A 14940-nucleotide genomic window follows, 5' to 3' on the forward strand; every position below is an offset into this window, starting at 1 on the left:
TTTATTTTTAAATTTTTTCCAGCAAAACGATATAAAATTCAGAGTTGATGGAAACTTTTCCGTTTTCTACTTTTACAATTTTACCAGAATATGCATCATGCAATTTCGTGCCATTTTCAAAAATCCCCTGAACAGAAACCTCTTTCAACCCTGACGCTAAATCAAGACCAATTAAAACTTTATCATTATTCAAAGTTCGTGTAAACCAATAAGGGAAAGAAGAAACCATCTTATGAACTCCGGCTCCAATGGCAGGATGATTCGCTCTGAATTTCCCTAATTTTTGATAATGCGTCAGTAATTTTTGAGTCCCTGAATTATATTTCACATCGCTCCAGTTCATGTCCGAACGTAAATTTGCATCACCTTCAGCACCGGGAACGGTTAAGGTTCTGGCGGTTTCATCTCCATAATAAACCTGCGAAATTCCGGGAGCTAACAGCAGTTTTGTACCAGCTTCATACGTTCTTTTTCGGTCTTTGTCGAAAGGCGAACCGTCGTCATGCGAAGTAAGATAATTCATCACCGTTTTACCGTTTAAATCGGAGTGCAATAATTTTGAATAATTCGAAAATAACTCTTCATAAGGTTTATTGGCGTCGCCTTTAAAGTCAAAATTAATGAGCGATTTAAATCCGTTCTGGTAATAATTAACTTTTTTGTCACCGAAATCATAGAGTTGTTTCTGTGAAATTCCGTAGCCGTAAACTTCGCCAACCGTGAAAAACAATTGATTGTCGAGAACTTTTTCAGGATTGTTTGTTTTATAAATCGCAAAAGCCTGCTGACAAACTTTTTGAAAATCTTTCCAAACATCTTCATTGGTGTGTTTCACCGTATCAATTCGATAACCATCGACTCCCAGATCCTGAACGTAATCAGCCAGCCATTTCATAATATAATATTTCGGCGCTCGTGGATAACCTGTTCTGGTAAAAAATTCATCGAGCGATTTTACTTCAGATTCATATCTTCCTTCTTTTTTCCACTTTTCAACCAACATTTTTGGAAGTTCGGCAGGTTTATTTGATTCTGTTAAAATATCCGGGAGATTCGCGACCAAAGTACAAGCAGTGGTGTTTTCGTAATTATTATATTTGCATTGTGGCGCAGTTCGAACCCAGGTATTCGGATAAACGGGATCGATCGGAGTAACCGGACCGGTATGATTGATAACGGCATCTAAAACGATGCGAATCCCTTTTGCGTGGGCTTTTTCAACGAGTTCTTTTAAGTCGGCTTTTGTACCGAAATTCGGATCAAGCGCCGTCCAGTCTTTTGCCCAATAACCGTGAAAAGCATAGGTATTTCCTGTTCCTTCGTTCGTGGCACCATGAATTTGTTCTACCAACGGCGTCATCCAGATCGCATTGATTCCCAAATCTGAAAAATAATTATCATCCAGTTTTTGGATGATTCCTCTTAGATCTCCACCTTCAAAGCCGCGTAAAACCCCGGTTTTTTCTGTTCTGCCAAAATTAACATCATTGGATTTATCGCCATTTTGAAAACGGTCCGTTAATAAGAAGTACATATTTGCACCTTCCCAGTTAAATGCTTGCTTTTTTGAAGTTTGCTGCGAAACACAGGAAGTGAGCAATAAGAATCCGAGAAAAAATAATATTTTTTTCATAGTAAATTTTGAGTGTTAAAGGTAATCTAAAAGCAAGTTTGAAAGAAAAAGAATCAATTGATAAATCATATTTTAACATTTATTTAACATATTTTTCTATCTTTGTTTTCTTGAAATTTTTTTCGAGTCACAAAATATCATGAAAATTTACTTGCGAATTCTTTAAAAAATATGGTGCAAAATTTTATTATCAAAGAGAATATTGAACCTTTTAAAATCAACGAAAAATGAGTGTGATCGCACGACAAGGTTTCAAATATTCGTTGATTGGTTATTTCGGTTTTATACTCGGAACTTTTTCTGCTATTTTTATTTTTCCGTACGATATGGAATTCTACGGAAAGTTACGCTACATCATGCCTACAGCGGAAATGTTGTTGCCGATTGTAGTTTTTGGACTTTCTTTTTCTAATGTTAAGTTTTTTCATCAAACGCAAAAAGATGGGAAAAATCAAAATATATTATCGCTTTCTTTAGGTGGGATTCTAATAAATTTCCTCATTTTCTCCCTATTATTCTTCTTTTTTTTCCAGTTGTTTCCCCAATTCAAAGGTTTGGAGCTTTGGAAAATGAAGGCTTTAATCCTTCCGCTTATTTTGATTATGGCTTTGTCTGCGGTTTTCAATAAATATCTTTCTAATTTCAAAAGAATTGTCGTTCCCAATATTTTTGAAAATATTTTTCCGAAAATCGCAAATATCGGTGCTTTCTGCTTATTTTTCTTTTTAGGAGTTTCAGAGAAGGGTTCTTATGGATTTTTCTTGGGAATGTTTGTTCTTTCCTTTTTAGGCTATCTTTTCTATGCGAATAAACTCGAGAAACTAAAGCCTGATTTCAATACGAAATACGTTAAAAAAGACAATCTCTGGAAAGAGATCTTGAACTATAGCTTTTACGGCTTTTTAGGAAACATAGGTAATTACATCGCTTTTCGAGTTGATAATTTCATGATTGGCGAATTTCTAAATTTTGAGGAAAATGGAGTTTACAGCATTATTCTATCAATTCTTTCGTTTATTCTAATTCCACAAATGGGCTTATTCAATATTTCGGCTCCTATTATTAATAAAACGATAGCCGAAGGTGAATTTGAAGAACTAGATCGATTTCACAAAAAAACATCGCTCACTTTATTCTTTTTGGGTGCGGTTCTATTTTCCTGTATTTTAGTAGGATTTCCGTACCTCAGTAATTTAATTAAAAATGGTGATCAGTTGCGACAAGCTGAACCTGTAGTTTGGATCTTAGGATTCGCCATGATTTTTGATTTAGCGACCGGATTTAATGGACATATTATTTCACTCTCCAAACATTATCGTTTCAATATCGTAATCATGTTATTTTTGGCAATTACAACAATTATACTGAACTATCTTTTCCTAACGAGAACAGAGCTGGGAATTATCGGAATAGCCATGGCAACTGCGATTTCACTCACTCTTTTCAACATGATTAAAATCTATTTCAATTATATAAAATTCAAAGTTTTTCCTCTAACTATTGAAATGATGTACATCTTAATTATCTGCACATTGGCAATAACTGTCGCTATTATTTTACCTGAAACTAAAAGTAATTTTATCAATTTTATTTACAAACCAACATTTGTTTTAATCGTAATTTTTAGCGCCAATCATTTTATGAAAATATTTCCGATAGAAGATTATCTGAACAAAAAATTCTTTAAAAGTATTTTTAAATTTTAAATCTTACTTAAAACGACAACGATCTGATCGCCTCTTCCCAATTTATTTAAATCTTGAGATTCTTTAATGAAGTGTTTTATTTCTTCTGCATTAAAGATTTTATTTGAAGTTAGATAGGTTAATTTTCGCAGGTATTTTTCGCTTCCTGTAAATTGAAATTTATAACTATCATTATAATAAGAGGTTATCTGAAATCTATTTTTTTCTGCAAGTATTTGAAATGCTTTTTTTGTCAGAAGATGAAAATGTCTCGGCGCATCCCACTGAACCCAATTTTCACCATATTTTTCAAAAGCTACCGAATCTTTAACTGGAACTCTGATGATAATTTTACCGTTATTATCTAGTAAATTATAGCATTTCTGTAAAGTTTCATGCAGATTCTCAACATGTTCGAAAACGTGATTAAAAGCAATTACATCAAACTTTTCTATAATTTCTTCCAAAGATTTTCTCCTGATTGGAAAAGGCTTTTCGATTGTTTTAATGGCGAAAGGATCGATCCCAATAATATTTTTATATCCTAAACCAAAGATACTTTTCAAAAATTTCCCTTCGCCACAACCAACATCCAAAACTTTTGCAGCTTTCGAAGGTTTAATTTTTAGAAATGCTTCCAAAGCAAGATTCGGAATTTTTACAGAAAGTTTCTTCAGAAGAAAACCAGGGAAATTATAGTAGAAAATATAATCTCTTAATTTTTGAACTATCTTATCTTTGGTCTTTAAGTCAGATTTTAAACTGTAATAATTATCCGGATAAAAGAGAGACATGTCTTTCGGGAAATCTGAAATTTGCAAGGTTCCACAATCTGAACATTCGAAATATTCAAATTTTTCAGTTCCTCCGAACATTTTATCGTTGACTGAAAAGGTATTTTTATTTTGAGAAGAATGACAAATTCTGCAAACCATTTAATTATTTTTTTTGCGTTCCAAAATTAATCTATTTTTGTAACCGATATGAAAAAAATCGCAACTATTATTGTGACCTACAATGGTGAAAAATGGATCGAAACGTGTTTAGATTCAGTTTTGAAATCATCTTACAACACCGATTTATTTATTGTTGATAATGCCTCAACTGATGGCACTCTAAAAATGGTCAACAATTTTCCACTCTATTTAGAAAAATTACGATTTAATGCAGGTTTTGGATATGCTAATAATGTAGCTTTAAAGGAACTTTTAGCATCAAATTACGATTATTTCTTCCTCATCAATCAGGACGTTTATCTGGAAGTAAATGTGCTTGAAAAACTCCTCAGTTTTGCAGAAACTCATCCCGAAATGGGAATCGTTGCGCCGATTCAATTTGATGGAAAAGGTGAAAAAATTGACACGAATTTCCAACAGTATATTAATCTTTCGGAAGAGAAAGAAAATTATTTTGAAACCTCTTTTTGCAATGCTGCAGCATGGTTAGTTAGCAAATCCTGTTTAGAAATGGTCGGGCTTTTTAATCCCCTTTTTCAACATTATGGTGAAGACCGAAATTATTGTGAACGTGCAAAATACCATCAATTCAAAATTGCCATCGTGAAAGAAACCAAAGTTTTACACGATCGTGATCAGCAAATGTCGACTGAAAAAGCCATAAAACTGGCTAAAATAAAGTTGCTGACCATTTTTCTAAATCCAACCAAAACAAAATCCGAAAGTTTAACTTCCGGATTAATCAATGTTTTTGGTATCAGCAAATATCTTTTCAAAAAGTATCGTTCGTATACTTCCGTTTTTGAATTGATGAAAGAATATCTTGTTTTATTTAAAAAACGAAATGAATTGGAGCTTGAAAAAAATAAACAGAAATAGATTTAGTTAGAAAACTTTTTTTCCATTGCTAAAAGTTTCTAAAACTTTAGTGTTTAAAATTTGGTCTTCGGGAACAGTCATTAAATCTTGGTCAACGATTATGAAATCTGCAGATTTTCCCGGTTCTAAACTTCCAATTTCTTTTTCCTGAAAAGCAGATTTTGCCGCCCAGATCGTCATTCCACGAATTGCCTGTTCTCTCGTTAAAGCGTTTTCCTTTTGAAATCCATTCGCCGGAAAATGTCTGGAATCTTTTCGTGCAACCGCAGCATAAAAAGTTTTCAATGGACTAATTTCCTCCACAGGGAAATCGGTTCCCAACGGAAGCCACCCATTTTGTTTCAATAAATCTTCATACGCATATGCATATTTCAACCGCTCTTTTCCTAGACGATCTTCCGCCCAATACATATCGGAAGTCGCGTGAGTTGGTTGCACAGAAGGAATAATCGAATATTTACCAAACAGATCGAAATCATTTTTATCGATGATTTGAGCGTGTTCAATTCTCCATCTTCTGTCATTTTTACCGCCCAAAACTTCCCCATAAATTTGAAGAATCGTTCGATTTGCAGAATCTCCGATGGCATGCGTTGCCATTTGTAGATCGCTATTTTTTAATCTCTTCGCTAAATTTTCAAAATGCTTCCTATCACTTAAAAGAAAACCTTTCCAACCTTTTTTATCGGAATAATCATGATTTAAACATGCTCCTCTTGAGCCAAGAGCTCCATCTGAATACACCTTGAATCCGCCAACTGTAATGTTTTTATTCGTATATCTCCCTTTTTTGATCCAACGGTCATAATAATCCGGATTGTCTTCCATCAAAGCAAAAATCTTCATCTGTAAAGAATTCTGTGACTGGGCTTTTTCTAAAAGTCCTAAAGTTTTTTCCGTAATTCCGCAATCATGAAGCGACGTTAAACCATAAGAAAAACATTCTTTCTGCAATTCTGAAAAATATTGGATCGCCATTTTATCTTCAATATCCGGAATATGTTTTTCTACCAAAGTCATTGCGTTGTCGACTAAAATTCCGGTTAATTTTCCATCCTTCACTTCAATTTCACCACCCAAAATTTTAGAATCTTTTGTAATTCCGGCGATGTCTAAAGCTTTTTGATTCGCAACCGCAGCGTGACCATCAATTCTTTTTAAGTAAACCGGACGGTTTGGAAATAACTGATCCAGTTTTTCTTTGTTTGGAAATTCTTTGATTGCCCAATCATTTTGATCCCAACCACGTCCGTAGATCCATTCTTTTGGAGCTGTTTTTGCATAATCTGAAATTCTTGCAATGATTTCGTCCCAGGATTTTGTTCCCCAAAGTTGACATTTCCATTTATCTGTCGCATAACCCGTGAAATGACAATGCGCATCGATCAATCCAGGAAAAACAGTTTTTCCCTGAAGATTTTGAATATTTTTAGATTTAAAGTTTTTGAGAATATCTGAAGTTTTTCCAACACCAACAATTTTTCCATTAAAAACTGCCATTGATTCGGCGGTATCAAAATTTTGATCGACGGTGTAAATTTTTGCATTGGTGATAATGAGATCGGCGTTTTTTTGCGCAGTAACCATCCCGAAAAAAAGTATCATTATAATCGTAGGGACAAGTCGGGACTTGTCCAAAAATCGAAGATTTTTAATAGCGTAATTATTCATAAAATTTATCTTTATTCTAATTTTCAGCATTTGTTGTAATATAATTATTTATTTGATCGTAACGTTTTTTATTCCTCACAATGTGATCATGAAATGAACGCTGCCAAAGGAAATCTGAATAACCTGTTTGATGAATTTGTTTCGAAACAGTTGTTTTAAATGCTCCCATCAAAGCAGAGACAGATTTTATTTTAATCTGTTCATCATTCCGTAGGGACAAGTCGTGAATTGTCCGAAATTCGACAGGAATTTCAACAAAATCATTAGTACAAAAATCCCGATTAATTCCAAACAAAAGGTGAACATGATTCGGCATGACAACAAAATTATACAATTCAAAATAAGGATATTGCTTTTGCAACCAGAAGATTTGATTCTCAGCAATTTTTCCCATTTCGCTTAAATTTATTTTTCCATTTTGAATTTTCCCAAAATGATGTAGTTTATCTTTCGTGCAGATGGTTATGAAATAGACCGCATCATTTGAATAATCAAAGTCTTGCTTTCTATTTCTTTTTCTTCCTTCCATCTTTTTACGTTTTGAAAAACTTTAAATTTAGGGTAATTAACGAATTAATAAAAATGAAAATTGATGGGCGGCAATTTAAAATCCTTCGGATTTTGGACAGGTCGCGACCTGTCCCTACAACCAATTTTTTCGCATTTCTGACCAGCGTAATTTTCTGATAAACTTGATCTCCTCTTTTGACAATGACTTCCCTCCTTTTTGTTTTAAAAAAGATTTCATTGTCGTATAAAATTCTGCAAATGATTTATTCTTTAAAGCAGATTTTCCAGACGAAATGATTGCTAAAGGTAAACTCAAACCAATATTGTAAAAATATTCTCCCAGTTTTTCAGCTTTTTGATTTTTATATTGAAACGCAGTTGGACGTAAATGTTTCACCCATAAATCTTTAATGGTTATCACTTCCCAGTCATTTTTCTTCGCCAACATGACATCAATATTATCCCAGCCTAAAACCGGACGTAAACCTTTCATATCCAAAAAACATTCTTTACGATAGGATTTTATCGGTCCGCGAACATGATTTTTAGAGGACAAATTTTCAAATTGCCACTGGTGTTTTTCATCTTTAAAATCAAGCGCCAATGATTTCTCAAAAATAGATTTTTGTATTTTGACGATGCCTGAAACCATTCCTGCTTTTGAATTGGATTCATAAACTTGATTGATTTTCGCCAGGTAATTCGGCGGGAAAATAATATCTGCATCGAATTTACAAATGATATCAAAATCTTTTAGATCTACAGATTCTAAACCTTTGTTAAAAGTGCGCACGACTTTTGCGCCGGGTTCATGCGTTGAAGCTTCTAAATTTAAAATTTTAAATTTTTGATGATCTCCAATAAATTCTTCTACTACTTTTTGAGTACTGTCCTTAGAACCATCATTAACGATAACACAGAAAAAATCTTTAAACGTCTGTTCATAAAGAGATTTAAGCGTAAATAGAATATTTTTCTCTTCGTTGTGCGTGGGAATGATGAGTAGGAATTTCATTGCTTAAAAACTTAATTTTTTAAATTTAATTCTTCAAAAACTTTTTGAAGAATCATCTCATTTATATGAAGTACATTACTTTTTTACAGGTTCATAAAAGTAAGGTGGTCTTACGCCCATTGGACCAACTACAAATGTCCCTTTATTAGAAAAATACGTCATGAAACCATCTTCTTCCTTATTTTTGTTTGCATAAAATATAATCTCAACGGATTTTATTTTATCTGAATCCTTCGTAATTCTCCCAATTTTATAGGTTTCAAAAATAAACGGATTATCATTTGGAAAATCATAATAGGTTATTTCTCTTTTGTCAAAATCAATAGATGCATTTTGTTCTTTATCCCGAAAAATTTTCTGATTTTCAAAATATTTCTCAATATCGTTTTTATCATTAAATGCGATGAAAGGCCTCTCTTTATTTGCAAACATAATATCAGATACATTTTCCACTTCTAAAGCGAGTAAAGTGAGTTTCCCATTTTTAAAATTAAAATAAAAATTATACATCGTGTTTCCTGCCGTCGAAATTGCCTTTGCCCTAAAATTACATAATTTTTCTAAAGGTTGATGTTCCAGAAAAAATTCTTCGGGATGCGCCGTATAGGAATTATCAAAATCTGAAAGCGAAAAACTACCTTCGTTTTTCACTATAAAAAATCCCGTTTTTTCAAATTTGAAGTCGCCAAGATAATTTGGAAAAGATGCAAATTCAACATTTTCGAAAATATCCATCATGAACCAGTCTATCTCCTGATCAACAGAATTTTGAACTTGTAAAATCGGATACGGTCCATCATGATAGTACATGGCCATTCCTAATTTTGGATCAATGTAAGAATTGATGTTTTTGGCAAGATGTGTATTGAAATCGGAAACGAATTTTCTAAATATTTGAAGAGTATCGATTTTTTCAGGTACAATAAGTTTGGTCTTTATCGAAACTTCCGTTCTATTCGATTCGCGAACCTGGCTTTTTTTAGAGATATAAAATAGTAAACCTGCAATCAGAATTATTGCAGGTACTAGTAAATATTTTTTATCGAGTTTCATTTAAAATACAAAAATTTAATGCGCTTCCAACCAGTTGTCTCCTACTCCAACTTCGACTATTAAAGGAACGGTCGTTTTATAAGCAGATTCCATTTCATTTTTAATTAAAGCTGTTACGGTTTCCAGTTCTTCTTCCGGTGCTTCAAAAACAAGTTCATCATGAACCTGCAAAAGCATTTTTGTTTTTAAATTTTGTTCGGTGAATTGCTCGTCGATTTTGATCATCGCCAATTTAATGACATCGGCTGCACTTCCCTGAATTGGTGCATTCACCGCATTTCTTTCTGCGTGAGCTTTCACGACAAAATTGGCTGAATTGATATCTTTTAAATGTCTTTTTCTGTTCAAAATAGTTTCCACATATCCCATTTCCTGCGCTTTGATAACCTGATCTGCCATATATTTTTTCAACTTGGGATAAGTTTCAAAGTAAGATTCGATCATTTCCTTGGCTTCTTTTCTGGAAAGTCCGGTTTGTTCGGCCAAACCAAACGCACCTTGTCCATAAAGGATTCCAAAATTAACGGTTTTTGCTTGTGAACGCTGGGTTTTCGTAACTTCTTCCAAAGGAATATTAAATAATTTTGAAGCCGTAGAAGCGTGAATATCTTCGCCATCCTGAAAAGCTTTGATCATATTATCTTCCTCAGAAATCGCTGCAATCAGTCGCAATTCAATTTGAGAATAATCTGCTGCAATTAATTTATTTCCAGGATTTGCGACAAAAGCCCCGCGGATTTGTTGTCCACGCAAAGTTCGGATCGGGATATTCTGTAAATTCGGATTTACACTTGCTAAACGTCCAGTCGCAGCAGTTGTTTGAGAGAAATTGGTATGAACGCGATGATCGTCTTTGTCAATTTGCAAAGGCAGCGCATCGACGTACGTTGATTTTAATTTTTGATACGTTCGATATTCTAAAATGTGTTTAATGATTTCATGCTTGGAAGATAATTTCTGCAGAATATCCTCTGAAGTTGCGTATTGGCCGGATTTTGTCTTTTTTGCTTTTGGGTCGAGCTGCATTTTTTCAAACAAAACTTCGCCCAACTGTTTCGGAGAATTCATATTAAATTCTTCACCTGACAATTCAAAAATCGTTTTCTCCAGTTGACGCAGATCGTTTTCCAGATCTTTACTTTCCTGTTCGAGCCATTTTTTATCGAGGGAAATTCCTTCGAGTTCCATTTTTGCCAGAACTTTCATTAAAGGCATTTCTACTTTATAAAAAAGATCTTCGAGGTTTTCTATTTTCAATTGTGGCGCAAAAACTTCGTACAATCTCCACGAAATATCGGCATCTTCTGCGGCAAATTTCGTTTGTTCTTCCACAGAAAGTTCCTTGAAACTGATCTGATTTTTTCCTTTTCCAATTAATGATTCGATTGCAACAGGTTTGTAGCCCAAATACATTTCAGAAAGATATTCCATCGCATGACGACCATCTGGATTTAAAAGGTAATGCGCGATCATGGTATCGAAAATCGCACCTTCAACTTCAATTCCGTATTGCTTTAGAATTTTGTAATCTGTTTTTAAATTATGAGCAATTTTTACAATTTCCTTCTTTTCAAAAAAAGGACGGAAAATTTCCAATGTTTCTAAAACTTCTTCCCGCTTTTCAGAAAAAGGAATATAGTACGCCAAACCTTTTTTGTAACTGAAACTCATACCGATCAAATCAGCTTCCATCTCGTCTAAAGATGTAATTTCGGTATCAAAACTCACAGCTTTTTGCTGCAAAAGATTATGAACTAAAACTTTCTGCGCTTTTGGAGAATAGATGTATTGGTATAGATGATCGCTATCTGAAACGGTTTCTTTGGTCGTTGTTGCCTGATCTAAATCTTCGAAATTGGCGAACAGATCGAGCTGCATCGTTTGATTGACAATAACTGGTTTTTGAACTTTTTCTTCAGCCGAATTTTTATTTGAAGTTGAAGCAACTGTAGCAGCAGGTGCAAAAGCACGATACAAATTTTCATACAATCGGCGAAATTCAATTTCGTCGAAAACTTCTTTTACCTTTTCAAAGTCAGGGTCATCTAAATCATATTGTTCCTGATGAAACTCGATTGGAGCGTCACAAATAATCGTTGCTAATTTTTTGGAAAGAATTCCTCGCTCGGCAGAATTCTCCACTTTTTCTTTGAGTTTTCCTTTAAGATCGGCAGTATTTTCTAACAACTTTTCGATGCTGCCATATTCCTTCAGAAATTTCTTCGCTGTTTTTTCTCCAACACCTTCCAAGCCGGGAATATTATCAACCGCGTCGCCCATCATTGCAAGGAAATCGATGACCTGTTTTGGATCTTCTATTTCGTATTTCGCTTTGATTTCATCAACGCCTAAAATTTCAAACTCAGCGCCTTTCAAACCGGGTTTATACATTTTAATATTTGGAGTTACGAGTTGTGCAAAATCTTTGTCAGGCGTCACCATAAATACGGTGTAATTTTCTTTTTCCGCTTTGCACGCAATTGTTCCGATCACATCATCTGCTTCATATCCTTCCAGTCCCAAAATCGGAACGTGCATGGCTTTTAAGATGCGATGGATGTAAGGAATAGCGAGTTTTATTGCTTCAGGAGTTTCGCTCCGGTTCGCTTTATAATCTGCATAATCTGCAGTTCTTACACTCGCTTGACCCACATCAAAAACAACGGCTAAATGCGTTGGTCTTTCCCTGCGAATAAGTTCAATTAATGAATTGGTAAAACCAAAAATTGCCGAAGTATCGATTCCGGTACTTGTAATTCTGGGACTTCTGATGAGTGCATAATATCCACGGAAAATCATCGCATAAGCATCGATGAGGAAAAGGCGTTTATCGTTGTTTTCTGACATAGAAGCAAAGATAATATTTTTGACCGTAGAAAAAAGATGGTTGAAGGAAGTTTTGGAAAAAGGATTTGCGGAACTAATATTTTAACGCGAAAATAAGAGCAGATATTTTTTTCAGCTACAAATTCACGAATTTATTTTAAATTTTTTATGATTGAAATTTAAAATGTGATGGAGCAAATTTAATGGTTTGAAACCGCGTTCCTCTTTTGTTTTTCAATAACATTCAATGAAATGGTGGCAAAAAGTCCGCCCAATAAAAATCCCATTGCTGAACCCATTAAAACATCCATGGGAAAATGAACGCCCAGATAAATTCGGCTGTAAGAAACAACAATCGCCCAAAAGAATAGGAAATAAGGTAAAAATTTATATTTTCGGAAAAGCAAAATGCTCAAATAAGTAACAATAAAAAAAGTATTGGAAGCGTGACTGGAATAAAATCCGAGACGACCGCCACATTTTACACTCCGCATCAAATTATTTAAAGTTGGATCGTGACAAGGTCTTAATCGTGCAATCCCTGTTTTGAAAATCCCGGCAAGTTGATCGGAAACAGTAACGCCTAAAGCGATGAATATTAAAATGAAAACCAAACTTTTCAGTTTGAAAGTTTTGTAGAGTAAATAAAGAAAAATGCCATAGAGCGGGACCCAGATCCAGGTTTCGGAAATAAGAATCCAAAACTGGTCGAAAGGCTGACTCCCTAAATTATTTAGGAAAAGAAAAAGATGCCGGTCTTCCTGAATAATTTCGTACATATTAACGGCTTACAGGTCCTTCGTGCTGGTCGTTTTCCGCAAGATTTACTTTTGGAATCTCTCTTTCTGCAAGCGCTTCTTTTTCTAAATTACTCATAGGATTGTAATCTTGCGCAGCTTGCTTTACTTTTTCAATTTCCTTTTTGATTTCAGAAACTGGGTTATCGGTTTCCTTTAAAATTTCAGATTTTACATCTTCCATTGCACTGCGCATTTTTCGCACTCCCTGACCTAAGTCGCGCGCGATTTTGGGTAACTTATCGGGACCGAACAATACTACGATTGCGACGGCGATTAACATCATTTCTCCTATGCTTAATTCCATGGGGTAAAATTACAAAAGTTTATGGTATCGATTTTCATTGATTCGAGTTAAATTAATCACAAAATGTAATGCGAAATTACTATATTTTCTTTCATTTAAGGCAAATTAGACCATATCAACACCGATTATTTAAAAAATAAATTTGATTCTAAACTATACGATAAATCTAAGAAATTGGTTTCTTTTTATAAACAAAAAATACAATAACCGCACTGATCATCATTAATATAAATCCGAGAAAAAATGGTGCTCCTGCAAATTTAAAGGGTGCGTTATCATGGGTAAAATAAAAAAATGTATTTGTCATCAAAGGTGGACCAACAATGGCAGTTAAGCTTACTAAACTCGCCAAAGCTCCCTGCAATTCACCCTGTTGATTCTTTGGAACTTGAGCAGAAATCACCGATTGCAAAGCCGGACCTGCAATTCCACCTAAACCATAAGGAATCAGAAATGCAAACATCATCCAACTTTCCGTGGCAAAGGCGAATAAAATCATTCCCAACGCATATAAAAGTAAGCCATAGAAAATACTTCTCTCATTCCCTAATCTTGGCTGAATAAAACGGATCAAATATCCCTGAACCAAAGCGGCCATTAAACCAGCAACTCCGAGAGAAAGTCCGACCATTTTTTCGGACCAACTAAATTTGTACATGGTGAAGAAAGTCCAGTTAGTTTGTACAGCATGACCTGCGATGTAGACAAATATTAAGGCGGCAATTAAGCCGAGAATTTGCGGATATTTTCGAAGTTGCATCAATGAACCGACTGGATTTGCGCGCCTCCAGTTGAAAGCCCGGCGGTGTTCTTTGTCTAAACTTTCCGGCAGAACAAATAATCCGTAGAGAAAATTCACCAAACACAAACCTGCAGCGGCGTAAAAAGGAACTCTGGCTCCATATTGTCCGAGCAAACCACCGATTACTGGTCCAATTATAAAACCGACCCCAAAAGCGGCACCGATCATTCCGAAATTTTTTGCACGATTTTCTTCTGTAGAAACATCTGCGATATAGGCACTTGCCGTTGTTATACTTGCACCCGTAACTCCGGAGAGTATTCTGCCAACAAAAAGCCAAAATATAGAAGGTGCAATCGCCTGAATAAAAAAGTTGACTGAAAATCCTAAAAGCGAAAAAAGAATAATTGGTCTTCTACCGAATTTATCGCTCAATCCACCCAAAACGGAAGCGAAAATAAATTGCATTCCGGCGTAGGCAAAACTTAGCCAACCTCCGTATTGAGAGGCAACGCTTAAGTCTGCGTTATGCGTAAGTTCCTGAATTAATTTCGGAACTACGGGTATTACAATTCCCCATCCTGTAATGTCGATGAGTAAGGTGATGAAGATAAAACCTACAGCGGCGGATTTTGGATTTTTTTTCATTTGCGGGTGTAAAGATAGTTTTTTTTGGATTTTTTTTAAAAAATTATATTTGTTTTTTATGCGTCGTATTTGGAAGAGTTTTAAAAATATTCTTTTGCCATTGTGAAGAATGAAGGATCTCGAAAATATTTATTCCTTTCCTATGTTCTTTTGTCTTGAAACAAAATAACCAAAAATTCAAGGCTTGGAAACTGCGGCTAAAAAATTGATACAAAACC

12 protein-coding genes are annotated in these 14940 nt (G+C 34.6%); 2 read left to right on the plus strand and 10 right to left on the minus strand.

What is annotated here, in order from left to right; all coding sequences use genetic code 11:
* Positions 1–7: 7 nt before the first annotated feature.
* Complete coding sequence (locus tag OA86_RS11650; protein WP_039353365.1) at positions 8–1633, minus strand: alpha-amylase family glycosyl hydrolase; 1626 nt, start codon at positions 1631–1633, stop codon at positions 8–10.
* 227 nt (positions 1634–1860) lie between these two features.
* Between OA86_RS11650 and OA86_RS11655 the strand changes: the two genes are divergently transcribed.
* On the plus strand, positions 1861–3339 hold the full coding sequence (locus OA86_RS11655; RefSeq protein WP_039353367.1) for a lipopolysaccharide biosynthesis protein: 1479 nt from the start codon (positions 1861–1863) through the stop codon (positions 3337–3339).
* Here OA86_RS11655 and OA86_RS11660 read toward each other — a convergent pair.
* A complete protein-coding gene (locus tag OA86_RS11660; RefSeq protein ID WP_039353369.1) occupies positions 3336–4253 on the minus strand; it encodes a class I SAM-dependent methyltransferase in 918 nt (305 codons plus the stop codon). The two genes, OA86_RS11655 and OA86_RS11660, sit on opposite strands and share 4 nt — an antisense overlap.
* A gap of 48 nt (positions 4254–4301) precedes the next feature.
* Between OA86_RS11660 and OA86_RS11665 the strand changes: the two genes are divergently transcribed.
* Positions 4302–5153 (plus strand): glycosyltransferase family 2 protein, encoded by an 852-nt coding sequence (locus OA86_RS11665; protein ID WP_039353372.1) that lies wholly within the window; start codon positions 4302–4304, stop codon positions 5151–5153.
* Positions 5154–5159: 6 nt separating this feature from the next.
* On the opposite strand, the gene OA86_RS11670 is transcribed toward OA86_RS11665, so the two are convergent.
* From OA86_RS11670 to OA86_RS11705, 8 genes are all read right to left on the minus strand, one after another.
* Positions 5160–6824, minus strand: coding sequence for an amidohydrolase (locus tag OA86_RS11670; RefSeq protein WP_246008055.1), 1665 nt, complete (start codon positions 6822–6824; stop codon positions 5160–5162).
* A 16-nt stretch (positions 6825–6840) separates the two neighbouring features.
* Positions 6841–7353, minus strand: a complete 513-nt coding sequence (locus OA86_RS11675; RefSeq protein WP_039353378.1) for a transposase — start codon at positions 7351–7353, stop codon at positions 6841–6843.
* Between the two features lie 114 nt (positions 7354–7467).
* Positions 7468–8349, minus strand: a complete 882-nt coding sequence (locus OA86_RS11680) for a glycosyltransferase family 2 protein (protein WP_039353381.1) — start codon at positions 8347–8349, stop codon at positions 7468–7470.
* A gap of 75 nt (positions 8350–8424) precedes the next feature.
* Positions 8425–9402, minus strand: a complete 978-nt coding sequence (locus OA86_RS11685; RefSeq protein WP_039353384.1) for a hypothetical protein — start codon at positions 9400–9402, stop codon at positions 8425–8427.
* 15 nt (positions 9403–9417) lie between these two features.
* Entirely contained in the window at positions 9418–12249 is a 2832-nt protein-coding gene (gene polA / locus OA86_RS11690) for a DNA polymerase I (protein ID WP_039353386.1), read from the minus strand.
* Between the two features lie 179 nt (positions 12250–12428).
* Complete coding sequence (locus OA86_RS11695; protein WP_039353388.1) at positions 12429–13007, minus strand: phosphatase PAP2 family protein; 579 nt, start codon at positions 13005–13007, stop codon at positions 12429–12431.
* A gap of 1 nt (position 13008) precedes the next feature.
* A complete protein-coding gene (locus OA86_RS11700) occupies positions 13009–13332 on the minus strand; it encodes a Sec-independent protein translocase subunit TatA/TatB (protein ID WP_039353391.1) in 324 nt (107 codons plus the stop codon).
* Positions 13333–13498: 166 nt separating this feature from the next.
* Positions 13499–14752: a TCR/Tet family MFS transporter gene (locus OA86_RS11705; RefSeq protein WP_260241908.1), complete on the minus strand. Its 1254-nt coding sequence runs from the start codon at positions 14750–14752 to the stop codon at positions 13499–13501.
* Positions 14753–14940 lie beyond the last annotated feature (188 nt).

This window comes from Kaistella jeonii (assembly GCF_000812865.1).
Classification (GTDB): domain Bacteria; phylum Bacteroidota; class Bacteroidia; order Flavobacteriales; family Weeksellaceae; genus Kaistella; species Kaistella jeonii.